The organism is Hoeflea sp. (assembly GCF_984452065.1).
On record NZ_CFHWAF010000008.1, the window covers coordinates 23,770 to 50,091 of the forward strand.

Annotated in this window: 26 protein-coding genes and 1 riboswitch; of the genes, 11 read left to right on the forward strand and 15 right to left on the reverse strand. The window is 62.5% G+C overall.

Features of this window, described 5'->3' with window-relative positions:
* Position 1: 1 nt before the first annotated feature.
* From AC5E6N_RS03000 to AC5E6N_RS03035, 8 genes are all read right to left on the reverse strand, one after another.
* Positions 2-718, reverse strand: coding sequence for a type 1 glutamine amidotransferase (locus AC5E6N_RS03000; protein ID WP_491746423.1), 717 nt, complete (start codon positions 716-718; stop codon positions 2-4).
* Positions 715-2,454, reverse strand: coding sequence for a hydantoinase B/oxoprolinase family protein (locus tag AC5E6N_RS03005; protein ID WP_491746424.1), 1,740 nt, complete (start codon positions 2,452-2,454; stop codon positions 715-717). Before AC5E6N_RS03005 ends, AC5E6N_RS03000 begins: the two co-directional genes overlap by 4 nt.
* Positions 2,441-4,573: a hydantoinase/oxoprolinase family protein gene (locus AC5E6N_RS03010; RefSeq protein WP_491746425.1), complete on the reverse strand. Its 2,133-nt coding sequence runs from the start codon at positions 4,571-4,573 to the stop codon at positions 2,441-2,443. The genes AC5E6N_RS03005 and AC5E6N_RS03010 overlap by 14 nt, the downstream gene beginning before the upstream one ends.
* Before the next feature lie 90 nt (positions 4,574-4,663).
* Positions 4,664-5,356 (reverse strand): glutathione S-transferase N-terminal domain-containing protein, encoded by a 693-nt coding sequence (locus AC5E6N_RS03015; RefSeq protein ID WP_491746426.1) that lies wholly within the window; start codon positions 5,354-5,356, stop codon positions 4,664-4,666.
* Positions 5,353-6,357, reverse strand: a complete 1,005-nt coding sequence (locus AC5E6N_RS03020) for a GlxA family transcriptional regulator (RefSeq protein WP_491746427.1) — start codon at positions 6,355-6,357, stop codon at positions 5,353-5,355. The genes AC5E6N_RS03015 and AC5E6N_RS03020 overlap by 4 nt, the downstream gene beginning before the upstream one ends.
* 7 nt (positions 6,358-6,364) lie before the next feature.
* The gene (locus tag AC5E6N_RS03025; RefSeq protein ID WP_491746428.1) at positions 6,365-7,672 is read right to left on the reverse strand and encodes a TRAP transporter large permease; all 1,308 of its coding nucleotides are present in this window, start codon (positions 7,670-7,672) and stop codon (positions 6,365-6,367) included.
* A 10-nt stretch (positions 7,673-7,682) separates the two neighbouring features.
* A complete protein-coding gene (locus tag AC5E6N_RS03030) occupies positions 7,683-8,207 on the reverse strand; it encodes a TRAP transporter small permease (RefSeq protein WP_491746429.1) in 525 nt (174 codons plus the stop codon).
* A gap of 25 nt (positions 8,208-8,232) precedes the next feature.
* On the reverse strand, positions 8,233-9,210 hold the full coding sequence (locus AC5E6N_RS03035) for a TRAP transporter substrate-binding protein (RefSeq protein ID WP_491746430.1): 978 nt from the start codon (positions 9,208-9,210) through the stop codon (positions 8,233-8,235).
* Positions 9,211-9,618: 408 nt separating this feature from the next.
* On the opposite strand from AC5E6N_RS03035, the gene AC5E6N_RS03040 reads away from it, so the two are divergent.
* The 4 genes from AC5E6N_RS03040 (at position 9,619) to AC5E6N_RS03055 (ending at position 14,445) form a co-directional block, all read left to right on the forward strand.
* The gene (locus AC5E6N_RS03040; RefSeq protein WP_491746431.1) at positions 9,619-9,831 is read left to right on the forward strand and encodes a hypothetical protein; all 213 of its coding nucleotides are present in this window, start codon (positions 9,619-9,621) and stop codon (positions 9,829-9,831) included.
* Between the two features lie 64 nt (positions 9,832-9,895).
* The gene (locus AC5E6N_RS03045) at positions 9,896-13,030 is read left to right on the forward strand and encodes a UvrD-helicase domain-containing protein (protein WP_491746432.1); all 3,135 of its coding nucleotides are present in this window, start codon (positions 9,896-9,898) and stop codon (positions 13,028-13,030) included.
* Between the two features lie 173 nt (positions 13,031-13,203).
* Positions 13,204-13,410, forward strand: coding sequence for a DUF3024 domain-containing protein (locus AC5E6N_RS03050; RefSeq protein WP_491746433.1), 207 nt, complete (start codon positions 13,204-13,206; stop codon positions 13,408-13,410).
* A gap of 18 nt (positions 13,411-13,428) precedes the next feature.
* Entirely contained in the window at positions 13,429-14,445 is a 1,017-nt protein-coding gene (locus AC5E6N_RS03055; RefSeq protein WP_491746434.1) for a hypothetical protein, read from the forward strand.
* A 28-nt stretch (positions 14,446-14,473) separates the two neighbouring features.
* Here the strand turns inward: AC5E6N_RS03055 and AC5E6N_RS03060 are convergent, their stop codons facing one another.
* A complete protein-coding gene (locus tag AC5E6N_RS03060) occupies positions 14,474-14,860 on the reverse strand; it encodes a siderophore-interacting protein (protein WP_491746435.1) in 387 nt (128 codons plus the stop codon).
* A gap of 61 nt (positions 14,861-14,921) precedes the next feature.
* Between AC5E6N_RS03060 and AC5E6N_RS03065 the strand changes: the two genes are divergently transcribed.
* A complete protein-coding gene (locus AC5E6N_RS03065) occupies positions 14,922-15,242 on the forward strand; it encodes a type II toxin -antitoxin system TacA 1-like antitoxin (RefSeq protein ID WP_491746436.1) in 321 nt (106 codons plus the stop codon).
* Positions 15,243-15,501: 259 nt separating this feature from the next.
* On the opposite strand, the gene AC5E6N_RS03070 is transcribed toward AC5E6N_RS03065, so the two are convergent.
* Positions 15,502-16,167: a GntR family transcriptional regulator gene (locus AC5E6N_RS03070; protein WP_491746437.1), complete on the reverse strand. Its 666-nt coding sequence runs from the start codon at positions 16,165-16,167 to the stop codon at positions 15,502-15,504.
* On the opposite strand from AC5E6N_RS03070, the gene AC5E6N_RS03075 reads away from it, so the two are divergent.
* The 6 genes from AC5E6N_RS03075 (at position 16,166) to AC5E6N_RS03100 (ending at position 21,562) form a co-directional block, all read left to right on the forward strand.
* Complete coding sequence (locus AC5E6N_RS03075) at positions 16,166-16,750, forward strand: hypothetical protein (RefSeq protein WP_491746438.1); 585 nt, start codon at positions 16,166-16,168, stop codon at positions 16,748-16,750. The genes AC5E6N_RS03070 and AC5E6N_RS03075 overlap by 2 nt on opposite strands.
* Complete coding sequence (locus AC5E6N_RS03080; protein ID WP_491746439.1) at positions 16,747-17,550, forward strand: D-glutamate cyclase family protein; 804 nt, start codon at positions 16,747-16,749, stop codon at positions 17,548-17,550. Before AC5E6N_RS03075 ends, AC5E6N_RS03080 begins: the two co-directional genes overlap by 4 nt.
* A gap of 37 nt (positions 17,551-17,587) precedes the next feature.
* Positions 17,588-18,592 (forward strand): TRAP transporter substrate-binding protein, encoded by a 1,005-nt coding sequence (locus tag AC5E6N_RS03085; protein WP_491746440.1) that lies wholly within the window; start codon positions 17,588-17,590, stop codon positions 18,590-18,592.
* Positions 18,593-19,078: a TRAP transporter small permease gene (locus AC5E6N_RS03090; RefSeq protein ID WP_491746441.1), complete on the forward strand. Its 486-nt coding sequence runs from the start codon at positions 18,593-18,595 to the stop codon at positions 19,076-19,078. It begins immediately after the preceding gene.
* Entirely contained in the window at positions 19,071-20,363 is a 1,293-nt protein-coding gene (locus AC5E6N_RS03095; protein ID WP_491746442.1) for a TRAP transporter large permease, read from the forward strand. Before AC5E6N_RS03090 ends, AC5E6N_RS03095 begins: the two co-directional genes overlap by 8 nt.
* Positions 20,364-20,482: 119 nt before the next feature.
* Complete coding sequence (locus AC5E6N_RS03100; RefSeq protein WP_491746443.1) at positions 20,483-21,562, forward strand: aminotransferase class V-fold PLP-dependent enzyme; 1,080 nt, start codon at positions 20,483-20,485, stop codon at positions 21,560-21,562.
* A 47-nt stretch (positions 21,563-21,609) separates the two neighbouring features.
* On the opposite strand, the gene AC5E6N_RS03105 is transcribed toward AC5E6N_RS03100, so the two are convergent.
* The 5 genes from AC5E6N_RS03105 to AC5E6N_RS03125 form a co-directional block, all read right to left on the reverse strand.
* Positions 21,610-22,341 carry an energy-coupling factor transporter transmembrane component T family protein gene (locus AC5E6N_RS03105; RefSeq protein WP_491746444.1) on the reverse strand — a complete coding sequence of 244 codons (732 nt, stop codon included), beginning with the start codon at positions 22,339-22,341 and terminating at the stop codon, positions 21,610-21,612.
* On the reverse strand, positions 22,335-23,996 hold the full coding sequence (locus AC5E6N_RS03110; protein WP_491746445.1) for an ABC transporter ATP-binding protein: 1,662 nt from the start codon (positions 23,994-23,996) through the stop codon (positions 22,335-22,337). The genes AC5E6N_RS03105 and AC5E6N_RS03110 overlap by 7 nt, the downstream gene beginning before the upstream one ends.
* Positions 23,968-24,555 (reverse strand): ECF transporter S component, encoded by a 588-nt coding sequence (locus AC5E6N_RS03115; RefSeq protein ID WP_491691689.1) that lies wholly within the window; start codon positions 24,553-24,555, stop codon positions 23,968-23,970. The genes AC5E6N_RS03110 and AC5E6N_RS03115 overlap by 29 nt, the downstream gene beginning before the upstream one ends.
* 48 nt (positions 24,556-24,603) lie before the next feature.
* Complete coding sequence (locus AC5E6N_RS03120) at positions 24,604-25,212, reverse strand: YkoF family thiamine/hydroxymethylpyrimidine-binding protein (protein ID WP_491746446.1); 609 nt, start codon at positions 25,210-25,212, stop codon at positions 24,604-24,606.
* Positions 25,204-25,315, reverse strand: a riboswitch (TPP riboswitch). It overlaps the preceding gene by 9 nt.
* Positions 25,316-25,488: 173 nt before the next feature.
* On the reverse strand, positions 25,489-26,295 hold the full coding sequence (locus AC5E6N_RS03125) for a DUF6671 family protein (RefSeq protein WP_491746447.1): 807 nt from the start codon (positions 26,293-26,295) through the stop codon (positions 25,489-25,491).
* Positions 26,296-26,322 lie beyond the last annotated feature (27 nt).

Genomic DNA, 26,322 nt, shown 5'->3' on the forward strand with positions numbered 1-26,322 from the left:
TCTAAGAAACCGGGGTTTGCGGGGCCGTGATCGTTTCAAGGAAACGTTCAAGCACTGAAAACCCGAGATCGGCGGTAAAGCACTGCGCAAGATAATCCTCCACATCATGACCGTTGTTTTCAAACCTGAGACGGTTCTGTGAAAACCAGGCACGCAAGTCGGGCTCTGCCATTTCCGGATGCGGTTGAACACCCCAAACCGGACCATCGGACCAGCGCCAGAGGTGATTGCCGCAGCCCGCGCCGTCCGCCAGAACGATGATCTCCTCGCGCTTTGCCACAACTTCATCGCCGTGCCAGTGATAGACATCAAAGCGTTCCGGCAGCTTGTGACACAGCGGATCGTTCCGCGCCGCCGCGCTCAGCACAATCGTGCCACGCCCGCCTTCATGGGTCGCGCGTTTGAACACCGTTTCGCGCCCGACCAGAGCAGAGGCCAATATCTGGCAGCCAAAGCACAGCCCGATCATGGGGGTTTGCCGCGCGGCAAGCTCGGGCAGCAACTTGTGCAAGCGATGGACCCAGGGCAGATCGTCATAGGCCGCATCGAAACTCGGACTGACATAGACGCCGCAATAATCATGATCGGACGGGAATTCGCCCAGATTGGTTCTACAGGTTTCAACCGTTAAACCGCTGGCGGCAATGGCCCGGTCAAACCGGGTCTCGGGCTGCGGCGCGTGCCAATTGTCCAGGTAAAGAAACGGTTTCACCGTCATGCCAACCGATCCGTCTGCATGCGCTGCGCCTGAGTTGCGACCGGATCGACGCGCAGATCCGCCGTCAGCACCACGCCATAGTCGTCACGCGCCGCCTGGACCGTGATCAGATCGTCAAGCACATCTTGCCGCACCAACTCCGCATCACGCGTCATCGGGTCTCCATAGCCGCCGCCGCCGGGCATCTCCAGCACAAGCTTCCGGCCATAGGGCACCGTCTGGCGCCCTTTGCTTTTCAGCGGCGCATTTGTGTCGGTGCGCACAACGCCTGCCGCACCGTCGAGCCCCCCATGACGGCCCTTGGGCGCCTGCCATGTGCGATCAAACATTGCGGCTATGCTGAACGGCGCGCCGCCTTCACAGCCGAATTCCAGAACCTGACCCAGCCCGCCGCGAAATGCTCCGGCTCCGCCGGAGCCTTCGCGAAACTCCTTGCGCCATATGATCAGCGGGTACTGCGCCTCGATTGCCTCTACCGGTGGCGTGCGCACGCCGGAGGGAAAGGCGGTCGTCGACATGCCATCCAGCGTCGGACGCCCGCCCGTGCCGCCGGTGTTGAAGGTGATCACATCGAAATCCTCGGTCAGAACGGGCGCGCTTGCCGCCACCTCCGGATCGACCGCCGTCCTGCCGCCGCGGAACATCGGGTTCCACATGGCCCCGGCCCCCTCGGCCGGGACCTTGTCCGGAGCGGCCTGCGCCAGGCAGCCAAACACCAGATCCGGCAGCATCTGCCCAATAACATGACGGGCCGAAACGGGCATGGGTCGCTCCACATTCAGGATCGAACCCAGCGGCGCATGCACATCCACCACATTGATGGAGCCCGCATTGCAGGGCACTTCCGGACCGACGATGCAGTTCACACCGAAGACCGTATAGGCAATACAGAAATTCATGACGACGTTGATGCCGAACAGGCTTGCCTCCGACGTGCCGTCATAATCAATGCTCAGCTGATCGCCTGAGATGGTCAGCTTCGCCTTCAGGCGGATCGGGTCGGTGAACCCGTCGAGCTCCGTTTCGTTTTCATAGACCCCATCGGGCAGTTGACGGATCGCGTCGCGGATCGACTCCCGGGACTGGGCAATAATGTAGTCGCCCACCTCCTCGATATCGTTGAGTTCGAATTCTTCCAGGATCGACACAAGCCGCCGCGCGCCCTCGTCATTGCAGGTCATCATGGCGTAAAAATCGCCTTCCATGTCCCGCGCGTTGCGCACATTGGTGCGCAAGAGGCCCATCAGGTCTTCGTTCACCACGCCTTCGCGCGCCAGATGCATGATCGGGATATTGATCCCTTCCTCATAAACCTGCCGGCTGTCCGGACCGAAACCGCGTCCGCCCATGTCCACGATATGACAGGTATTGGCCAGCAGCCCAACCATCCGACCTTTGTGAAACGCCGGGGTCACCACGGTCACATCATGATAATGCCCGACCGACAGCCAGGGATCGTTGGTACAAAAGACGTCGCCGGGTTTCATCTCATCCACGGGGAATTTCTCGATGAAGTGTTTGACGCAGATGGCCATGGCGTTCACATGACCCGGCGTTCCGGTCACCGCTTGCGCCACCATATCGCCGCGGCGGTTGAACACCCCCGCCGAGAGGTCACCGCATTCGCGGACCGATTGGCTGAAGGCCGTCCGAATGACGGTCTGGGCTTGTTCTTCAATGGCCGAAATCAACCGGCTCCAGATCAGCTGTTTACGAAGAAGTTCAAGCTCTTTCATGTCGGTCGCAAACCTCCCTGGCCAGAGCGCGCCTTGCGGTACGCAACAATTCAATGTCTCCGCCCTTCAGCGCGCGGGCCTCAAAAACCGAGGAGACCACGATAGAGGTTTCCTTTTCGGTGATGATGGCCGGGCCGGCGATGGGCCCCACCGTCGGCAGGCTGTCCCGCGGCACGACGGCAAATTCGAGCTCGGTCTCGCTTGCGCTGTCGAACGCCTTGCGCGATCCGCCGGCTATGCCATCGGCGGATGCCGAGGCGTTGGCGGTCACGTCCGCGTAAGGATCGGTCGTCACGGTCACTGCGAGGCTGACGATCTCGCCTTTCGCGATGTTGCCGATGTTGCGGCCGAAGACGGCGTTATATTCGGCGTCGAAAAGGTCCTGCAGCGTATCGGCCGCGTCTGGCCCAAGCGTCCCTTGGGGCAGAACGACGGAGATCTCATGTCCTTGCCCGTGATAGCGCATGTAAGCCACGCGGTGGATCGTCAACCTGGCACCGGCCTGCGCTCCCAGTTTCACATTGGCTTCGGCCTGCGCCTCCATCTGGTCCAGCGCGGCGTTGGCGGCCCCGACATCGAATTGATCGAGCTGCTGATAGTGGGTCTGGACGACCTCGTAGGAGACCGGCGCGCGCAGGAATCCCACAGCGGACCCAACCCCGGCGTTGGCAGGAATGATGATCCGGTCAATGCCCAGCTTGTCGGCCATCTGGCAGACATGGAGCGGCGCGGCGCCGCCAAAGGCAATCAACGCGCGATCGTCGGCATTCTTTCCACTTTCGATCGCATGCACCCGCGCCGCACTGGCCATGTTCTCGCAGACCATTTCGGTTATGCCATAGGCCGCCGCTAAAGGCCGCATGCCCAAGGGTCTGGCCACAGATTCCGCCAAAGCGATCCCGGCGGCCTGGCTATCAAGTTCCATCGATCCGCCCGCGAACCCGACGGGATCGATGCGGCCAAGCGCGAGATTGGCATCGGTCACGGTCGGCTCCTCACCACCCGTGCCATAGCAGGCCGGACCGGGCATCGAGCCAGCACTTTCAGGACCGACCGCCAGACGTCCCAAGGCGTCAATATGGGCGATGGACCCGCCGCCGGCTCCAATCTCCACCATGTCGATGACGGGGATGCGCAACGGCAGTCCGCTGTCCTTTCGGAATCGATAAACCCGTGCGACCTCGAAGCGGCGGCTCGATTGCGCCTTGTGGTCATCGATCAGGCAGATCTTGGCGGTGGTGCCGCCCATGTCGAAGGAGATCGCCTTATCAACGTCCAGGCGCCGCGCCACGTCGCAGGCGAAAATCGCCCCTCCCGCCGGACCGGATTCGATCAGCCGCACCGGGACCTCCCGTGCCGTCTGAACGGTGGTCAGGCCGCCACTGGAGAGCATCATCAGCATCTCACAGCCATAGCCCGCAGCCTTCAGCCGTTCCTGGAACTCGGCGAGATATTTCGAAACCTGCGGCTGCACATAGGCATTCGTGCAGGTGGTGGAGAACCGCTCGAACTCGCGAAACTCCGGCGATATGTCGGATGAAATCGAGATCAGCCAAGCGGGCCGTCTGGCCGCGAAGAAATCCCGGGCCGCTTTCTCATGGGCCGGATTCACATAAGCGTGGAGAAAACAGATCGCCAGCGCCTCGGTCCCGGCTTTGTCGAGTTCCGGCAGAAGCGCTTCAAGTTCTGCTTCATTGAGCGGCCGCAGCGCGTCACCGGCGCTGTTCAGGCGTTCCGAGACGGTAAACCGGCGGCGGCGGGGCACCAGCGGTTCGGGCTTCAGGATGTTGACATCATATTGTTCCGGGCGGCCCTCGGTTCCGATTTCGATGACATCGCGGAACCCTTGTGTGGTGACCATCGAGGTCACCGCACCTTTGCGTTCGATCACCGCATTCGTGGCCAGGGTCGTGCCATGAACGATAACGTCGATATCGCCTGGCGTAATCCCGGCCTCCGGGACCACCTGACCCAGACCATCCATACAGGCATCCACCGGATTATCGAGCGTCGTCAGGAGCTTCGCCGTAAACCGGGTGCCTTTGGTTTCCAGTGCAACATCCGTAAAGGTTCCGCCGATATCAATTCCAACGCGAACCTGCGTTCCTGCGCTATGCATGTGTCTCGCTCCCTGAACCGCTTCCGGTGAAATTATCGCGTGCCCTCGGTCATTTGTGATCTTTTTTGCGAGTCGGGGTGACGAAATCGGTCACCACCCGTAACCGTCCGTGGCCATGATGAGATCACTGTACCGGTCGAAGAGCCTCGCGCGCCAATCCGTGACGGGATCATCCGCGCACAGCGGCTGAAACGGCGAGGTTCCCCGGATCCATAAAAAGAGCGCGCCGAGGATGTAGTCGCTGTATCCGGGCACGTCGCCGTTGAGAAACGGCGAGCGGGCGAGAACGGCACGTATCGGCTCCAGATGCGCGCTCAGGTCCCGGGCAAGGTCCGCGCGGTTGAGTGCGGCCTCCTCCAGGCTGCATCCCAGCAGCGCTTCGCGCGTCTTGCGATAATGGGCTTGCTCCTCCGGCAGGACCTTGGTGATAACGTCGACGGCGATCATCGGCAAAATGACCGGGTAGAGAACCCGAGGCACCCAGGCGTTGAGATATGCCGCAAAGGCCATCTGCCCGTCATCTGCAAAAAGTGGAACCTGCGCCGGAAACGTGGCGTGCATATAAAGCGCGATGTCCCAACTGTCGGTCACCACATCCCCGCCCGCGACCAGCACCGGCGCCTGGGCATGTTCAATCACTCCTGCCAGCGCTGATTTGTCCAAGAACGTGATCTCGCTCGTCTCGTGGTCCAGCCCAAGGTGAGCCAATGCCAGCTTGGTGCGCCAGGCATAGGGGCTGAATCGGTGGCGGCCCTTGCCGCCAAAATCCACAAGCCGCATCATTCTTCCCGCCGCTCCTCGGTGAACTGGCGGCTTTTTCGTCTGTCATCGGTGGGCGAACAGGCGAATTCCTTTCGGTAGCTGCGAAAGAAATGCTCGGGCGAGCGAAACCCGCTGGCCAGCGCCACTTGTGTGGCGGGCATATCCGTTTGCTGCATCAGCCGCCGCCCATGCTGTAACCTGAGGCGCCGATAGTATTGCACCGGTGTTACCTGAAAATACTCCTTGAACAGCCGTGTGAGCGATCTGTGCGAGATGTTGGCCCGCGCGGCAAGGTCCACAATGCTGAGCGGATCTTCGATATGGGCCTCCATTTCGTCGGCGACAAAGCGCAACGAGTTCTGGGCCACCCCGACCCGAGCCCGCCGCATGCGGGGCAATTTCGTGTCCGATCGGCCGATTTCTCCGGCGATGAACAGGTCTGCGACCTCCGAGGCGAGATCCCGTCCGAAATGGACAGCGATGGCGTGCAGCATCAGGTTCATGGTCGCAGTCCCGCCCGCGCAGGTGAAGCGGTTGCGGTCAATCTCGAACGTATTGCGTGACAGGCGGATCCTGGGAAAACTCTCCAGAAAGCTGTCGCGATAATTCCAGTGGATCGTCGCGGAATACCCGTCCAGCAAACCAGCCTGGGCCAGAAACAGCGCCCCGGCGCCCGCCGCGCCAAGGTGCGCGCCCTGCACGACCAGTCGGCGCAGCCAGTTGGCGAGTGCGGGGGGCACCTCCATCAACGGATCGAACCCGATGAACATAAAAATGTTGTCAGCGCGCTGAACGTCACCGGTGGCGGCGTCGACCTCGAACCGCATCCCGTTGATCGCGGTGACAGGTTGACCGTCGTCGGAAATGATGCGGGTTTCGAAAAGAGTCTTGCCGCTGGCCAGGTTGGCCATGCGCAGCGGGTCCAGCGCGTTGATGAAAGGCAGGACCGTGAAACGATCGCCAATGTAGAAATCAACCCGTATCGGCTCCTCCTGGGATCTGCGCCGAAACACATGCGCCATGACAGCATCAGCCGTCCATCGTGGAGGGCAGCCACAGGGCGACCTGCGGGAAAACCGTAATGATGGCCGCACCCGCGATCAGCAGGAAGAAAAACGGCAGGGCCGCGCGCGCTACACGGAAAATGCTGTGGCCCGTGAGGCCCTGGATCACAAAGAGGTTGAACCCAAGGGGCGGTGTGATCTGTGCGGCCTCCACCACGACGATCACGAAGATGCCGAACCAAAGCAGGTCAAAGCCCGCTTGCGCCACCAGTGGCAGCACCACAGCCGTGGTCAAGACAATCATGGAGATCCCTTCGATGAAGCAGCCCAGGATCACATACAAGACGCAGAGCGCGATCATCAGCGTGTAGGGATGCAGGTCCATTGCGCCAACCCAACCGGCCACGGCAGCCGGGATGCCCAGATAGGCAAAAGAGGTGGTCAGGAAGGCCGCCCCCGACAGGATCAGGAAGATCATGCAAGACAGCTGCGTCGCGCTCATCAGGCTGGCGGCCAGCATCCTGAGGTTCAGGGTGCGGGACCAGGCTGAGAGGATCAGGGAGCCGAGAACGCCACCCGCCGCGGCCTCGGTCGCGGTGGCGATGCCGCCATAAATCGATGCGATCACGCCCAGGATCAGCAGCATGATCGGGAACAATCCCTTGGAGCGGCGCAGTTTTTCGGAGAGCGAGACGCGTTCCATCACCCCGGGCGCGACATCTTTCGAGAGCCACGCGCGTACCACGATATAGCCCGAGAACAGGGCCATGATCATGAGGCCGGGAAAGACGCCGGCCAGAAACAGCCGCACAATCGAGACATCCGCCGCAACGCCGTAAACGATCATGATGATCGATGGCGGGATCAACAGCCCCAGGGTGGCCGAGCCGGCAAGACTGCCGACCGCCAGAGTCCGGTCATAGCCGAGACGCTGAAGTTCAGGCAGCGACATACGCCCCACGGTCGCACAGGTCGCCGCGGAAGAGCCGCAGACGGCGGCAAAAAAACCGCTGCCCACCACGTTCACATGAAGCAGCCGCCCCGGCAGCCAGCCAAGCCAGGGCGTAAGCCCCCGAAACAAGGTCTCCGAGAGCTTGGCCCGAAACAGGATTTCGCCCATCCAGATAAAGAGCGGCAGAGCCGCCAGCGACCAACTGGCATTGGTTTGCCAGATCGAGGTGGCAAGGGATTTCTCGACCGGAACGGAGGTAAATAACGTCAAACCGACCCATCCGACACCCAAAAGGGACAGTGCAATCCACATCCCCGATCCCAGAAAAAGGAACAGGAAAAAGACTATGGTCAGCGCAATTTGGGCGGTTTCCGGGGACAAGGCTGCTACCTCAGTCTGGATGAACGTCCGAAGGGTCTTCGTTTTCCGCGGCCAGGACGTAGCTTGGGGACTTCCCGAAGGTCAGGCTCAAGAGATCGTCGAGAATGGCGATGGTCAGAACGGTGGCACCGATGGGGATGGAGATTTGCGGAATCCAGAGCGGGATATTGATCAGGCCCTGGGTCAGATCGTTGAAGCGGATCGAGTCCCTTACCATATCCATTGAGGAGTAGGTGAGATAGCCGGTAAAGAACAGGCCGACGACCAGCACGGTGAATTCCATCGCCCTTTTGAAACGGCCCGCCTTTTCGATGATCAGCGTGACCCGGATGTGGCGGCCGTTCCGAAAGGTGTAGGCAAGTGGCAGAAAGCCTGCGGCGACCACACTCCAGGCGGTCAGATCATCCGCGCCTTTGACGTGTACGCCCAGCTGGCGCCCGGCCACCTGGATGCAGATCAGAAGTCCAATGGCGACGATGAACAGGGCTCCCAGCAGAGCTGCGCCAAAATAGAGAACATCCAGAATTCTGCGCATGGGACTCGAACACCGCCGCTAGAGCTCATTCAAGCGCCTGATAGGCCTCATAGAATTCGACCCCTTTATCGCCGGCTTTGGCCAGCCATTCCTGAACCATCTTGGCGCCGATGTCCTCCAATTCCGCCATCAGGGCATCATTGGGGGTATCGACGATCATGCCATTGGCGATGAGGTTCGCGGTGAGTTCCGTTTGCACGTCGTTCGACAGGATCCAGCCCCGGGTCTCCGCCTTGGCCGCCGCGGCCAAGATCGCGTCTTGATGCGCTTCCGGCAATCCGTTGAACGCATCGACATTCATGATGACCATGTTTTTGTTGTTCATCGCGTTGACGTCATAGTAGTGCGTTGTGAAATCCCAGGCCTTTGTGTAGTTGCCCGTCGCAGCCGATGTGATCATCGCACTGACGACTCCTGTCGCAAAGGCTTGCGGGACTTCCGCCGATTGCACGGTGGTCGGCACAGCTCCCATCAGTTCGGCAAACCGCGCGGTCAGCGCGTTGTAAGCGCGGAATTTGATGCCTTCGTAGTCCGATGTGGAGTTGATTTCCTTCTGCGCATAGAGCCCTTGCCCAGGCCACGGCACGGAGAACAGCGGCATCAGGCCCTTCTCTTCAAGGCGCGCGGAAATATGCGGCAGCGTGAGTTCATAGACCTGCCAGGCCGTTTTCTGGCCCTGTGACAGGAACGGAATGCCATCAACCTCGAAAAACGGGCTTTCCTGGCCATAGGCCGAAAGCAGGATTTCGCCCGCTTGGACCTGGCCGGTCTGAACGCCGCGCATGATCTCGGGCATCTTCAAAAGCGACGCGCCCGTATGCAGCGTGAAGGTCACTTCTCCATTGGTCATTTCCTCGACATCGGCTGCAAACAGCGCGATGTTCTGAGTATGGAAATTGCTGTCCTGATAGGCCGTGGCAATCGTGATATTCGTCTGCGCCAGACCTGCCGTCGCGACCAGAGAAAACCCGATGGCGGCGGCAATACGCGTCAGTTTTGTCATGGTGTAGTTCCCGTCCAAGTGACCTTATTTTTGTGTGACTTTGCGGCGGTGCAGCGATCTATTGGCTCCCTCGCGGCACCCTATGCCGCCAGTTGGAAGTGAATCCAAAATCAATTTATGATCATTTTGGCCAATTTGATGACATATTTCGCACTCATGCCACGCGTCAATCGCGCTGCCCTGGTCTGAAAACCAGGCGAATCCAACGCTGCGTTCCAGTCCGGGAAAACGCTTGATCGGTAACCGGAGCGACACGCCTGTCGGACCCCTTCGCCTCTTTTTAACAACGGTGGTGCAAATTCGACCACGGCAGCGAGGGACAGCCCCGCCGCGAGCGGAGTAACCTCTGCTCACCTATGTGGAACTTCATCGAAGGCGCGACTGGCAGTATCAGAAGGGATGAGCCGGTTGGCGGCGGGCGAAACCATTTCGACCAGCTTTGGCGGCGACAAGATCATCGGTTCGACGAACAAAGCAGGATTGCAGCAGGCTGATTTTCCGCCTCAATTTGCGGCGCCAGCCATTCCCGGACTCTCGGGCTGTTCATGCTGCGTTCCAGAAGTTTGCCGCCTTCCTGCTTATCCACAGAAAGACATTGGAAACGGGGCGCTGACGGGCTGAGTTATGCCATAATCGCACGTTCAGGACTCGCCGTGCCCGATACCAGTCTGAAGGACATTCAACCATGCGGTTTCACGCCGACGTCCAGATACACTCCAAATACTCGCGCGCCACATCAAGGAACGCCGATCTGGAGAACCTGGCACTGTGGGGCCGCAAGAAGGGCGTGACGGTGGTCGGCACCGGCGACTTCACCCACCCCGCCTGGCTTGCCGATATCAAGGAAAAGCTCGTGCCGGCCGAACCGGGCCTCTTTCGCCTTCGGCCCGATCTCGAACGGGAAGTCGAGAGGCAAACCCCCGGCGCTTGCGCCGCACTCCAGCGCTTCATGCTCGAGGTGGAGATTTCCACCATCTACAAGAAATCTGGCAAAGTGCGGAAAGTCCATCATCTGATCTTCGTGCCCGATATCGACACGGCCGATCGCCTGGTGGCGCGCCTCTCGCGTATCGGCAATCTCGCCTCCGACGGCCGTCCGATCCTGGGCCTCGATTCGCGCGACCTGCTCGAAATCACCCTCGAAACCGGGCCTCATTCCTATCTCGTTCCCGCGCATATCTGGACACCTTGGTTCGCCGCCCTCGGCTCCAAGTCGGGCTTTGATTCGATCGACGACTGTTATGGCGATCTCGCCGGGCATATCTTCGCCGTCGAGACGGGGCTTTCCTCCGATCCGGCGATGAACTGGCGCATCGCCTCACTCGACCGCTTCCGGCTGGTGTCCAATTCGGACGCGCACTCGCCGCCCAAGATCGGCCGCGAGGCGACCACATACGACACCGATCTCGACTATTTCGCCATGCTCGAGGCGCTGAAGACGGGCGAGGGATTTATCGGCACGACCGAGTTCTTTCCAGAGGAGGGCAAGTACCATATGGACGGGCACCGCAAGTGCGGAGTCCGCTTTACGCCCGAGGAGACCAGGGCCCACGACGGTATTTGTCCCGTTTGCGGCGAGGGGCTGACCGTGGGCGTCTCCCATCGCATCGACTCACTTGCCGACAGAACCGAGGCGGAGGCCCGCGCCGCGCCGCCGCCCAAGGCCGCCGACGTCCTGAGCCTGGTGCCGCTTGCCGAAATTCTATCGGAGATCAAGGGCGTAGGCCCCACAAGCAAGGCCGTCGTCCAAGGCTATGAACGGCTGCTCGCCACGCTGGGCTCCGAGTTCGCCATCCTCGAAACGATCCCGATCGAGGACATCGCGCGGGCCGGGGACCCTTTGCTCGGCGAGGCCATCGATCGCTTGCGCCGTGGCGAGGTGATTCGCCAGGCCGGCTATGACGGCGAATATGGCGTGATCCGGCTGTTTACGGACGACGAACTGCGCGAGGCGACCTCCGGCGGCCTGTTGTTCGACCTGCCCGCGCAGGCCAAACCGGCCGCGGCGCAGGCTGGCGGGCCGAGGCGTGAAAGCACACGCGCCGATCCACCTGAACCGGCGTCACCGCCGGTCAGCGGGCCGGTGCGGAATGGGACCGGGTTACTCGCCGGCCTCGATCCGAACCAGAGGGCGGCTGCCGAGATTGTCAGTGGCCCGATTTTGATTGAAGCCGGGCCCGGCTCCGGCAAGACGCGCACGCTGACTCACCGCATCGCTCACCTGGTCGCCGAGCACCGGGCGCCGATCGAGGCCAGTCTGGCCATCACCTTCACCCGCCGCGCGGCGCAGGAGATGCAGGAGCGGCTCGCCCGGTTGCTTCCCGACGATTGGCAAAGGATGCCTATTCATACCCTGCATTCCCTCGGGCTTGCGCTTTTGAGGGAGAATCCGGGCGCTGCCGGCCTTGAGCAAGGGTTTCATATCGTCGATGACGCGGAACGGCTTGCCATCATTGGCGAAAGCCTCGACCTGTCAAAGCGCCAGGCGCGTGGGGTTGTGAACGCCATTTCGCGGGCGAAACGCACCGGTACCCCAGACAGCGACGAGACGGCAACAGCGCTGGGCCGCTATGAGGCGGCGCTTTCCAGACGCAACCGGGTCGACTTCGACGACCTCGTCGCACGGACGCTGCGCCTGTTGGAGACACATCCCGATATCGCCGAGCGGACCCGTGACCGCTTCCGCTGGATATCGGTCGACGAGTTTCAGGACGTGGACAAACAGCAGTATTCGCTCCTGAAGCTGCTTGCCGGCGCCGACGGCAATCTGTGCGTGATCGGCGATGCCAACCAGGCGATCTACGGCTTTCGCGGCGCCGATGCCGCCTCGATGGCCCGGTTCCGTGAAGATTATCCAGACGCGCCCGTTGTCCGGCTCCGCCGCAACTACCGGTCGACCGGCGCGATCGTCAAAGCCTCCGCCCAGGTGATCTCGCCGTCCGCCACGCCGGACGGCATCGCCGAAGCCGTGCGCGACACGGCGGCACCGGTCGAGGTCCACAGCGCCAGGAGCGCACGCACGGAAGCCGAGTTCGTGGTGCACACGATCGAGCAGCTTCTTGGCGGCCACAGCTTCTTCTCCATCGACAGCGGGCGGACCAGGCCCGGAAAAGAGGCGCAGCTGTCGTTTTCCGACATTGCCGTGCTCTACCGCGTGGAGGCGCAGGCCGAGGCTGTCGGGGAAGCGCTCAACCGGTCCGGCATGCCGTTTCAGAAGCAGGCCAATCGTCCGCTGAGCGATCATGCCGGTGTCGCGGCGTTTCTCCGCGAGCTCAGCAGTCAGGCACAGGACGGAATGCCGCTGCGGGAGCGTCTCGAGGCCGTGGCCGATGCGCTTGCAGGCAGCGGACAGGACTGGACCGGTGACCTCGAGACGGCGCGGCATCACCTCCATCATCTGGCGGCGGCGTGTGACGGCGATGCCGCCCGCTTCGCGGAGGCGGTCGCGCTCGCAGACGAGACGGATCTGTGGGACCCGCGCGCCGATCGGATTTCGCTCATGACCCTGCATGCGGCCAAGGGGCTCGAGTTCCCGATCGTCTTCATCATCGGCGCCGAGGAGGGCATTCTGCCGCTCTATTGGGGCACGCCGGACAAGGCTTCGCTCGAAGAGGAGCGGCGCCTGTTCTATGTCGGCATGACGCGGGCCGAGGACCGGCTCTTTCTCAGCCACGCGCAAAAGCGCATGTGGCGCGGCAAGGTGCGGGAAATGGCCCCCTCCCGCTATCTGGCTGACATCGAGCCAGTGCTCACCGAAAAGAGCGAGACGAGCGTGCGCAGGTCAAAGCCGGCCGACCGCCAGCACGACCTTTTCCTGTGACCGCGGCGGCGTGTGCGGCGTCTCATGCCGTGGATGCCTGAAGGCGCCAGCGACGATTGCGTGCCCCCCGCAACCATGTCTTCAAAATTCATGGAAGTGACCTGTGGATGCGACCGGGCGATCCTGTCAAACTCGCCTTGATGATCTTGTGATTCGTGAGAGGGAAAAGGGCTATGGCACGCGGGCAGTGGGTTCATAATCGGTATACGGAGCAGGAGTTTTCCTCGCCCTTTGCACGGCTTGAATATGTCGGTCGTGACCGATTTGATCTGGCTTTTTTTCGTCATACCGAAAAATGGTGGCCGGTCGATCTCGGCGTCACGCTCGATGAAGCGCTTGAACTGCTCGAGAAGAATGGAATCTATCATCCTCATGTTTGACAGACAGGAGGCCGTCCGGTGGGCGAATACCAGTACTATGAATTCCAGGCCATCGATCGGCCACTTGACGCGGAAGATCAGGCGGCGCTTCGGGCACTGTCGACACGCGCGCGGATCACGGCGGCCAGTTTCACCAACCATTACGAATGGGGCGACTTCAAGGGCGATCCGCGACGGATGGTGGAGCGCTGGTTCGATCTGCATCTTTATCTGACGAATTGGGGCACGCGGCGGCTGATGATACGCTTGCCGAAACGGCGGATCGAGCGGTCATCGTTGAATGCCTTCCTCACCGATGTGGATTGGGTCCAGGTCTGGGAAAAGCGCGACCATCTGATCGTCGACATATGGCGTGACGAGGTCGAACAAGGCTATGACGATTGGGATGACGGTTCAGGCTGGCTCGGCGCGCTGGCGCCGCTGCGCGGCGATGTGCTTTCCGGCGACATGCGGCTTTTCTATCTGCTTTGGCTCACGGCGCTGGACGACGGTCTTTTGGAGGCGGACGAGACCGAGCCGCTCGCCGGCATCGCTCCGTTGACGGGCACGCTCGAGGCGGCGGCTGAATTCTTCGGTATCGACCGGGATCTCGTCGTCGCGGCGGCGGAACGGACCGACGGCGCGGAGCGGGCGGTCTCCGACGATCGCCTGCGCGATGCGGCCGCCAGGCCGCGTACGGTTGCGGAACTCGAGCGCTGCGCCGCGAACATCCGTCGGGATCGTGAGCGCGCCCAGGCCAGGCGACTGGCTGAAGAAAAACAGCGCCGGGAAGAGGAAGCCGAACGGGCGCGCCGCAGGCGGCTCGATGCCTTGCGGCAGTGGGGCGAAGCGGCCTGGAGTGAGGTCGAGACCGAAATTGCCCGCCGCAATGCGGCCGGCTATGACCGCGCCGCCGCGCTGCTCTTCGACCTTGAAGCGCTCGCGGCGGAGGATGGGACCGAGATCCTTTTCGCGCGCCGCCTTGACACGATCCGGGACCGCCATCAGCGCAAGGAAAGGTTCCTGGAACGCCTGAAAGGTTTGAAGACGGCTTGACCGGCGAGCGATTCCGGCAGCAATCTCGCTAGCTTCCATGTCCGGGCACGCCCTGGCGCCAGTACGCGGTACTCAATTGTGAAGTCTTGTCGAGATGCAGCCGGGTCTTGAACATTCTGCGCAAATCCTGGGCGTTCTGAAATTCCCCGGCAAAGAATGCGTAACGCGTCTCGCCAGGTGTCGTAAGGCGCGTCGCTTTGGCGACAATCTCGTGTGCGAAGCGCGCAGGGTCGATCGCGTGAATGTCAAACTGTGTTTTCGGGAAGTATTCCTTTACATCGTAGTCAGAAGGCACAGCCACCACTGCATATCCGGTTGCGCCTTCCGATGCGGTTTCCAGGAGGCGGGCGACAGCAGCCAACCCCGTTCCGTCGGCTGCAAGAAACAGATTTTCCGAGTGCTTTAAAACAGCCATAATCACTTGAGCAAGGAAGCCGGCAGGACGTGCTCAAAGCACCGTTCGAAAGGACGAACCGATGATGCAGTATGAAGACACAACCGCAGTCGTGCGCGAGACCAAGAGCGCCCGCAAGGAGTTGCGGATGAAGCCGGCGGTGGCATCCAAGATCAAGGATGTCGCTGCCATGGTCGGTATGGACGAAAGCACGTTCATCACATCGGCGGCCTACCAGAAGGCCCAGGAGATCGAGCAGGCACAGTTCGTCACAGTGCTTGATGCGGCTCAGTTCGAGGCGTTTGCCGCTGCGGTCGCAGGGGACGGCGAACGCAATGACGCGCTAAGCGATGTGATCCGGCACAGTCACGACCTTCTGGTCGATGGCAGACGCCAGATATGATATCCGACATTTTGACAAGGCGCTGCATGATCGCAGCGCCTTTTCTTGCGGCGTCGATCAGATCGACACCTGGCTGAAAAACTCCATCAGTGACCAGATCAGATACAATCGCCTCGTTGTGTGGTGCGTAAACGACGGGGAGGGGCGGCTTTGCGGATTTTACGCCTTGAACACCCATTCGGTCCGACCGGACGATGTACCTGCACTGCTGGAAGCCCTTGATTGAGCAAACCGGACCTGCATTATCCGCCTCCAGATTCTAGTCGGGGGCTTTGTCCTTCAGCCTGATATAGTTGGCCTCGCCGGCCACGACGAAATTCAGCATCGCGTCATGCACCCTGATCGCTTCACGGGTGACGAATGCGTCCAGCAGCTCTTTGAGGCCGGACACGATGACCTCGTGTGACACCCTGTCCGTCATGGTCACCATCCGGACCGCCTGGACCTGGCCCTGGTAGCGATTGATCGCGCTGCGCAGATGCCCGTTCGGGACGGATGCCAGCCATCCGTTGCGAAACACTTCACTGGCGCGATAAAAGGCCGGCGTGTCGCTGGTCTCCAGCGTGTGCCCTGCATCGGTTACCGCGGCTTTCATTCGCTCCAGGGCGGCATTGTCCAGATGATGAGTTGCCGTCGCCGCTGCCCTGGGGTCGAGCATCCGCCGGATCTCGAACACCTCCAGCACATCCTTGCGGTCCCAAACCGGGATGACGAAGCCACGGGTGCTCGTGGCGAGATAGCCTTCATGGACCAGACGCATCAGCGCATCGCGCACGGGCATCCGCGAGACGCCCTCGGTTTCGGCGATGGTGACATCGACAAGCCGGTCGGCGGTGGTGATCTCGCCGCGCTGGATGCGGGCCAGGTACGTTTCGTATATCCGGTCCCGGTGGCTTTGACGTGACGTTTTCGGATGTGCGGTCATGATGCATCTCTTGAAACTGTATACTGTTATTGGGCAATTTTGGCCAATTTATCGCCTAAATACCCAAAAAAGGCTTGATTTGGATGAAAACCGTATTCTATTGTTGCCGTACAGCATCGTGCGGTCATGTGAGTCAACACCCATGAAATTATGTCACACCGTTTCTGCGCATGTCGATGTGCCGGTTGATTTTGCATTTGGACGGTGCTGCGATCCGAAAGCGTTGGGGATGTGGACGCTGGGCAGCATGGGCTTTGCCGAGACCGGTGTAAAAGGGGTCTACCGCGGCAAGTCACTGTTCGACAATTCCGAAACCTATATGGAAATGGACATCCATCCCGACCTGTGGCTGGTGGATTTTGCTGTCGGCACCCAGGAGCAGCGCGAGCCGCGCGTGTCGATACGCCTGACCCCGGGGCAGCTTTGGGGTTTTGACAGCGCCTCGTGCCTTTTCGCCATGTCCACATGGCGTGCGGCCTGGATGGACGAGGACCGCTGGCAGCGCACCTGCCGGACCCACGAGACCGAGGCGCAGCTGTTCAAGTCGCAGACCGAGATTGCCTGGGCCGGGAGCGGAACATGACGCCCAAAGCGTTGCGACAGGCCTTCCGCCGAGGACATGAAGCGACGCTGACCGCCGGGCTGGCGCCACACAGTATGCAGGCAAACATTGCGATCGTTCACAAAGATCATGCGGACACCTTTGAGGGCTTCCTGCACGCCAACCCGCGCGCCTGCCCCTTGCTGGCGCGCGGCGAGCCGGGCGATCCCGGCCTGCCGTCGCTGGGCGATGATATCGATGTCAGAACCGATCTGCCGCTTTACCGGGTGCTGCGCCACGGCAAGCCGGCGGGGAATGTGACCGATATTGCCGATCTGTGGTGTGACGATCTTGTTGCCTTTGCCGTCGGCTGCTCGCTCAGCTTCGAGGCGGATCTGGTCGCGGGCGGCGTAACGCTGCGCTGTTACAGCCCGCATCGTTCCTGTTCGGCCTTCGACACTGCCCTGCCCAACGTGCAGGTGGGGCCTTTCGGCGGCACGATGGCGGTCAGCATGCGTGCGGTTCGTGCCGATCAGGTCGCGCTTGCAACGGCGCTGACCCGCGATCATCCCGACGCACACGGGGCGCCGGTCCATGTCGGCGATCCGGCCGAAATCGGTGTTGATCTGGATGCCCCGATCGACGGAATCGGAATGACCGACATCGGCGCCGGCGAGGTGGCGATGTTCTGGGCCTGCGGCGTGACCATGGAGCGTGCTCTCGCAGCAGCGGCGCTGCCGTTGGCGATTACCCATGCGCCGGGTCACATGCTGATCACCGACCGGGTGGCGGACGGTGCATTTGCTTCATACCGGATCAATCGGATGAGCGGGGCCTCATAACAAACCTTCACCTTGAAACAGAAACAGGGATACTGACATGAAACACCTTGCCAAAGCGCTTGCTATTGCCGCCGGCCTGGCCTTCGGGGCCGGCGCCACAGCCAACGCACAGCAAATCACCGTCGGTCTGTCATTGCCCGAAACCCTCGATGGGTTCGATTTTGTCAATGGCATGTATCGGACGTTCAAGGAGGAGGTCGAAGCCAATTCCGACATGACCGTGAATTTGGTCTATGGCGGAGCGCTCGGCAAACCCAATGACCGCTTGACGCAAATGCGCCGCGGCGTGATCCAGATGACGGATGCCGCCGATGGCAATTATGCCTCGATCTATCCGGACATCCAGGTTCTGAATATGCCCTACCTGTTTCCGACCGAGCAGACCGCCTGGGCGGTTCTTGATGGTCCGTTCGGGGACAAGATGGCCGAGGATATCCTGGCCAAGACCAATGTCCGGGTCCTGGGCTGGTGGGAATCCGGTGGCTTCAAGCACTTCAGCGCCAGCAAGGCCATCGAAACACCGCAGGACATGCAGGGATTGAAAATGCGTGTGCTGGGGCCTTTGTCCGTCATCCCGGTTGAAGGGGTGGGGGCCTCCGCCTCACCGGTATCGTTCGGTGAGCTCTATACCGCCCTTAGCACCGGCGTCGTGGACGGCCAGGACAATTCCATCTCGGTTTTCAATCTGATCAAGCTCTATGAGGTCCAAAGCCACCTGAACCTGACCGGACACACCTATGCATTCGGTCCGCTGGGAATGTCCGAGGTGTTCTTTGCCGGATTGAGCGCAGACCAGCAGGACGTGATCCGGGCCGCGGCGGAAAAGGCGATTGCGTATAATCGCGAAACCTCGCGCGCGACCGAAGCGTCCGGCATCACGAAAGCCGGAGACAACGGCGTGACCGTCGTGCGGCTGGATGAGGCGCAGCGGGCGGCTTTTCGCGATGCCATGCAGCCACTGGCGATAGGCTGGCTGCGTGAAAACATCGACACGCCTGACCTGGTTGACGAGGCGATCGCCGCCGTGCAGGATGCCCGCTAGGTGCACCTGATTATCGGCATAGCGCGATTTCTGGAAAGGGGGCTGCGCGTCGCCGCGGCCCTTGCTCTGGTCGTCATGTCGATACTGGTCGTGGCGCAGGTCGTGCTGCGCTATGGCGTCGGTGGCGTTCCCGCCTTCACCGAGGAGGTCGCGCGCTATGCCATGATCTGGATGACGCTGCTGGCGACATCTGTCGCGGTCTGGGAAGGCAGCCATATTCGCATCGATTTCGTTCCCGGCCTGGCGGCCCACCACACGCCCTGGCTGAGCGCGGCGCTGGAGTGGGTGCTGAGCTTCATCTCTGTGGCGGTGTTCCTGGTGCTTTTATGGCAGAGCTTCGATGTCGTCGCATTTGCCTATCAGCAGCGAAGCGAAGGCTTGCAGATACGTCTGGCCTATCCCTATGCGGTGCTGCCGCTTGCCTTCGGCACGGCGGCCTTCTTCGCCACCTTGCGTGTTTTCGTGACAGATCCGCGCCATGACTGACACCCTTATGGTGTTGCTGATCAGCTTTCTCGGGCTGATGGTCGTTGGCCTGCCGGTGGCATGGTCGATGATCGCGGCGATGCTGATCTGGATCGTCTATGGCGGCAAGTGGATGTTCCTGCCCATCGTGGCCGAACGCATCTATCAGGGCATGGATGTGTTCGTGCTGATGGCGATTCCGCTTTTCATCCTGGCGGGCGAACTGGTGAACGCCGGCAGGATCACCGACCGGCTGGTGCATTTCGCCAATGTCCTTTTCGGCGGCATGCGCGGCGGTCTGGCACAGGTCAATATCGGTTCTTCGATCCTGTTCTCAGGCATCACCGGGGTGGCGCTGGGCGATATTGCGGCGCTTGGCCGCGTGTTCATCCCGGCAATGGTCCGGCAGGGTTACAGCGCCGCCTATGCCGCGGCCGTCACGGCGTCATCCTCGATTATCGGGCCAATGGTGCCGCCTTCGCTGGTCGCGGTGATCTACGGGTCGATGACGGGCCTGTCCATAGGGGCGCTGATGGCGGCGACACTGATCCCCGGTCTGCTGGTGGGGGCCGCGCAGATGGTGCTGGTGGCGGTGCAGGCGCGGATGCACGGCTATCCCCGGGTCGACATGGAACGCAACCCGACCGTGATTGCCCGCGCGACCGGGCATGCCGCGGTGCCGCTGATGATCCCGGTGATCATTCTGGCCGGGCTGCTGGGCGGCTTCATGACGCCGACCGAGGCGGGCGGCGTCGCGGCGGCCTATGCGCTGGCCGTATCGGTGCTGCTGTACCGCTCGATCGATCTCAGGGCACTCGGGACGGTGTTTTCCCACTCTGCCATGTTCTCGGGCCAGTTGCTGATCATCGTCGGTTGCGGAGCCGCGTTTTCCTGGGTCATGGGTATCGAAAACGTCCCGAACATGCTCGGCGATGCCGTTACGGGCTGGCAAATGGGGCCGATCCAGACCCTGCTGGTTTTCAACCTCGTGCTGCTCATCCTCGGCATGTTCATCGACCCGACGACCGTGATCATCCTGTTTGGCCCGATCCTGTCGGCGGTCGCGGTCAAGGCAGGGATCGATCCGCTGCATTTCGCGGTGGTTGCGATCCTCAACCTCAATATCGGCCTGCTGACGCCGCCCCTGGGCGTGTGTCTTTTCGCTGCCGAGCGGATCGCCGGCTGCGGCTTGCGCCGGCTGCTGCTTGCCAGCCTGCCGTTCTTTCTCGTCAACCTGCTGGCGTTGGCGATTATTGTCGCCTTTCCGGGCCTCAGCCTCTGGCTGCCGGGTTACTTCGGATTCTAGGGCAAATCTGGTATCCATCTATTTGGGGAGCTTTCGTGCACAACACCACTCCGCAGCCCGACGGTTCGGGCTATTTCCTCTATCATTCGATCGGGCAGTATCCCGGCAAGGCCGAGGATATGCGCCGTGCGGCCGCGGATTATGCCGGGATCTGGGGGCGTCTGGACGATGCGCAATGGCCGATGGCGCTGCCTTTGCGGCAGCAATTCATCGACGGCTGGAGACGGCTGATCAATGCGCCCGACGGAACGCTGACGACGGCAGACAACGTGACCAGCGCGCTTTATTCGCTGATCGGCGCGCTGCCCGCCCGGCATCTGAAAGGCAAGCGCGTGCTGGTCGCACAGGACTGTTTTCCATCCCTGCATTTCTTGCTGGCCGGAGTGGCGGAAAGGTTCGGCTTCACGCTCAGCACCGTGCCTGTGCGGCAGGGTGGCAACTGGGTCGAGGATGAGGACATGATCGCCGCGTGGGGTGATGATGTGGGCTTGGCGCTGTTGACCTGGGTTTCCTCCACCGCCTCGCACCGTTGCGATCTTGACGCGCTGGTGGGCCATGCCCGCGCGAAAGGCAGCCTGGTCGGTGTGGACATCACACAGGGGATTGGCCTGTTGCCGTTCGACGTGACGGCGCCCGCCGTGGACTTCACCATCTCAACCAGTTTGAAATGGCTTTGCGGGGCGTCCGGTGCAGGCATATTGCACGTCGCCGAACCGCTGTTGCGGGAATGCAGGCCTGAGCTGCGCGGGTGGTTCTCGCAGCCGGATCCTTTTTCCTGGGCTCTGGACACATTCAGCTATGCCCCGGATGCCCGCCGTTTCGACCATGGCACCCCTGCCGTGCTGGCATTCGCGGCTTCGGTGCCGGCGCTGGAGTGGAATCTGGCCCAGGACAAGGCGGCGCTCGTCGCGCATAATCAGGCGCTGACTGCCCGGATCGTCTCCCTGGCGGATGAGTTATCCCTACCTTTGGCGTCTCCGCGCCCGCAAACCGAACGGGGCGGCAGCCTCATGATCGGCCTGGAGAGCGCGGAGACAGCGGTGGCGATGGTGCACATGTTGCGCGAGACCGACGTGTTTGCCGACGCGCGCGGGCCGGTCCTTCGGTTGTCTCCGGGCGTGTGTACCAGCGATGTCGGTCTGGGTCGGCTGGAGACATGTTTTAGAGACAGGTTCGAGGGGAAAACATATGGATCATGAAGCGCGGTTTCGAAGCTGAGCATGGGCTTGCCGCCGCGCCCGAAGCTTCAAACAGAAATAAGGAGCGTGAGCAGGAAGACGAGGCCGCTTGCGATGACGAAGGCGCCGTCGCGCCGCGTCAATGAAGGCGCGTTGGTGACGGTGCGTCTGGCTCCGGGGGCAAGCCCGCGCGCCTCCATGGCGAGCGCCGACCGGCCGGCGCGGCGGATCGCGTAGGCCAGAAGCGGCACGATCAGAGAGAGCAGTTCGGCCGGCCCCGGCACGCGGCGCGGCGGCCGGCCCCGGCGCATCGCTCGGGCCAGCCGGATCTGCTGCATCTCGCGGCCCAGATCCGGCACGAGATTGAGCGCCTGGAACAGTGCGAATCCGACGGAGGGCGGCAAGCGCCAATGCGCCATCAACGCCTTGATCAACGCGCCGGGATCGGTGGTCAGTGCGAACAGCGCCGAGACCATGCCGCAGGCGATCGCCCGGAAGAACAGGATCAGCCCCGCCGAGACCGCGGGCGCGCCGAACGGGGTTTCGGCCGCCATTTGCAGCGCGAACCCGCTGTCCTGCCGGAACAGCACGCTGGTCGTCAGGAAACCGAAGCCGAACAGGGCAAAGGGCACCATCAGCGCGATGACGAGGAACGGCGAGCGGCGTTCCAGCACGATCAGGGCGCCCGCCGCCAGTCCTATCGTTGCCAGTTGGAACCCGAGATCGAAGACCAGGATCGAGCCGAAGATCCAGACAAGGCAGACGACCAGTTTGGGCAAGGGGTGCAGCCCGTTCAGCACGGCACGCGCTCCAGCCAGTCGAGCACGGGCAGCGCCGCTGGCGGGGCCAGGTCGGCCCGGGCGAGCAGCCCTGCATCGCGCAGGATGTCCGCCGGCGCGCCCTCGGCAAGCAGGCCGCCGTCGGCGAGCACAACCAGCCTGTCACATACGGCGAGCGCGAAATCCATGTCATGGGTGATGACGGCGATGGCGCGACCGTCGCCGGCGAGCTCGCAGATTGTATCGGTGACGGTGCGGACGCCGCTTGCGTCCAGGCCGCAGGTCGGCTCGTCCAGAACCAGAAGCGGCCAGCGATCGGTCGCGGTCAGGCAGGCAAGCGCCAGCCGCCGTTTCTGGCCCTGTGACAGTTCATAGGGGTGCTGCCGGGAGACGCCTTCAAGGCGCCACCGGGCGAGGATGCGCGAGATCCGGTCGCCGCGCGCCGCTTTCGGCAGGGATGCGGCAAGCTCGTCGCGAACGCTTGCTTCCAGAAACTGGTTTTCCGGGTTCTGGAACGCGATGGCGCCGGGGGCTCCGTCGCGCCGGCCCGCCTTGAGCCGCAACAGACCGGCGAGGCTTGCGCCCAGCGTCGATTTGCCGGCGCCGTTCGAGCCGACGATGCCGACCACTTCGCCCGCCCGGACCTGCAGCGAGATGTCGCCCAGAACCGTCGGGCCGAACAGCGGCGCGCAAGCGGCCCGGTGCAAAGCCGCGACGACCGGGCCGACCGTGCGGTTCTGGCGCGGCAGCATCGGCGCGGCCGTCTCCGCGACCGCCGCGCGTGCCTTCATCCGTGCTTCGGCCGGCAGGCCTTCGAGATGCCGTGCCAGGGCGTCCATCGTCAGCGGCGGCTCGCTAGGTGACAATTCGATCCGCCCGAGCGCCCGGTCGAAGCGGCTGACGAGCGGCGTCCAGATGCCGTGGCTGTCCAGCCGGTCGCTATGCGCGCGAAACACCGATGCCGGTGCACCCTCGAGGATCAGCGCCCCGTGATCATCCAGAATGGCGATGCGGTCGATCGCGCCGATCATGGTGTCGAGCCGGTGATCGACGATCAGCACCGCGTTCTGCCCCGGCGAACACAGGACAAGATCATAGACCCGTCGCGCGACAGCCGGCGCGAGGCTTGCAGTGGGCTCATCGGCGACGAAGACCGGCGCATCGGCGACCAGCGTCGCGGCCAGCGCCACCAACTGCTTCTCGCCGCCGGAAAGCGTCGATGTGCGGCGATCGCGCCAGTCCTCAGGCAAACCGGTGCGCGCCATCGCCTCACGAACGCGCCGCTCGATCACGGTTTCCGGCAAGCCGCGGTTCTCGAGCGCAAAGGCGATTTCGTCTGCGGCGCGCAAACCGGTCAGCGTCTGGTCGGCATCCTGGAAAAACTGGGCCACCGTATCGGCCCAGGCCGATGGCGGCCGGTCGGCGGCATTTGCGGCGCCGATCCGCACTTTGCCCGTCACCGTTGCGGGCGTGGTCCTGGGGATCGTGCCGGTGAGCGTTTGAAGGAGCGTCGACTTGCCGGAACCGGAGGGTCCGAGCAGCAGCACCCGCTCGCCGGGCCTGATCGCCAGCGATACCGGGCCGACCGCGTCGCGCCGCGCATGGGGATAGCGCACGGTGACGCCATCCCATTGCGCAAGCGGTGCGTCAGGCGGGCGCGGCGGCGCGGCGGTCATGATCGATCCTGAGGCCTGAAAGGACGCCGGTCTTGTAGAGCGCGTTGACGATGACCCAGGCCAGCAGCCCGCCGAGCAGGGCGCCCGACAGGCAGCGCAGGGTGAACATGACCACCAGCAGCGTCGGCGCCAGTTCGCCATAGTCGAACCGGATCCAGGTGTAGATGAACGAGAAGACGGCGGCACCGACGCCGGCCGCCATCAGCACCGGCAGCGAATAGCGCTTCCAGCGTGTTGCCGCGAAGACGGCCTCGGCGCCGGCGCCCTGGACCAGACCGGTCAAAAGCAGGAGCAGTCCGGCCGGCGAGCCGAGCAGGATCTGCGTGCCGGCCGCCAGCACTTCGGAGACGAGCGCCACACCCGGCTTGCGGATGATGGCGGCGGCGATCATCGACACGATGAACCAGAAGCCCATGACGACATCCATCGTCACCGGTCCGAAAACGGCCTGTGCGATCAGCCAGACCTGCACCCATCCCAGATAAAGAACGCCGAACACCGCGCCGAGCACGGCGATGATCAGGGTTTCGCGCAAAGTCCATAGATTGCTGTCGGTCATGGTGTGACCCTTTCGTGCTGGAGTGGAAGAGGACGAAGGCCGCGCGCTCTAGACGCGGGTGGGGCTGTTGGCCGATACCGTTATGTCTAGCGTCAGATGACCGTCGATCGCGCCGAAGCGGGTGAAGGCCTGCGCCAGCGCCGCGAACACCGCGCCCGCGTCGCCCGAGAGCCTGGTGCAGAAGTTCTTCGGGCGGTCGAACACGCCGGACGCTTTCAGGAAGTCGATGCAGCCATAGATCTCGTCCATATGGTGGCCCGCGCCGAGCGGGTAGAGCGAGAACTGGCAGGCGACCGGCTGACCTGTCCTGGACGCAGTCTTGACGGCAGCGGCAGCGGCCGCGATGCGCGCTTCGAGCGGTTCATCCGGCGCCCGGCCCTCGGACGGCGTGCAGATCGGGTCGTCCGGTTCGCCCGGACAACCGCGCGACACCGCGGCCGACAGGACGCAGTGCGTGCCCGTCCCGGCGGCGGCGACGAACAGATCGCGCATCGCCGGAAACAGCGTCTCCGGCGGCCCGACGATCAGCGTGGAGATGTCATCGGTCTCGATACGCAGGTGTTCGCGATAAGGATCGAGCGCCGACAGCGCGCCGGTGATGATGCCGACGAAATCGTCGGACATGGGATATAAAGAGATTTGTGCGCCGGAAAACATGTTTCGCCTCGCTCCGCTGGCATTATCCAGATCAGCTTGAGGGTTCGCGGGCTTAATCGTCCCGCATCTCAGCCCCGGTCATGGGGCACCCCTGTCGATGTGTCATTGTTAGCGGCTGTTGATCGCAATGTAAATCCGATCGCGGTGACATCGGCTGAGCGGTATCGAGGATTACGGCACCGCCCTGCCACAGGGCAGTTTGTCCTTGTCGGGGGGAGCCGTGAGCACGGACCTGGTTTCGAGAAAGTTTGCAAAGCCTTCACTCACGGCCCTCACTCACGGATTGCAGAACGGGCAGTTTTGCGCAGGTGCTTCCTGCAGACCGTCGCGACGTGGCTTCTCCTCGATATGATCGCACACCGCACACCCGAAGACGTCATGGCGCACCATGTCCGTTGGCGTGCGGCACAGCTCGCATGGCAGTCCCTTGACCGTGCCCGTCCGTCCCCAACCCGGCGCTTCGCACGACGGACATTGCGTCGCCAGCCGCCGCGCAAGCTTGAAGGCCAGTCGGCGGATGGAGCGCATGCGAGTCGGATTGAAATGGGCGCGCATATCGGGCTCGATCCAGGCAGCGCCGTTATCGGAACGCGTGACCGCCTTCGCCATCGCCGTCTTCAAGTCGCCGGCGGTGGTGACGCCTTTGGAAATTGGCTTGCCGGGACCGTTCTCGTTTGTTCGCACGATCAGCCCATGGCTGGGAAAACCCGTGCGGGAGAGCCAGTCCGTGAGGTCGTCAATGTCGCGGGCCTCGCAGTGGCCGTAATTGGTGTTTTCGCACAGGAGGCTCTCGGTCAGGATGAAGCCCCGTTCGTCATCGACGAAGGTCATGAACTCCACACCGGCCGGGATGAAGGGTATGAGCGGATGCGCGCCGAAACTGCCCTCGCTGGCAAGTCCGAACGGCAGTCCGGTCATCTTCATGCCCAGCCGGGCCTTGCGTTCGCAGACCTGCGGGGGTGTGCCGCTGCGCGGAACCTCGCCTGTGAATGTACCCAGGATATCCGTGTCGAGACCTGCCGGCGTCAACACGTCCATGCCGAGCGCGAAGCGGAACGGCCGGGCGATCGCCCGTTCCTTCATGTGTTTGGTCGCCAGGCTGACCGCTCG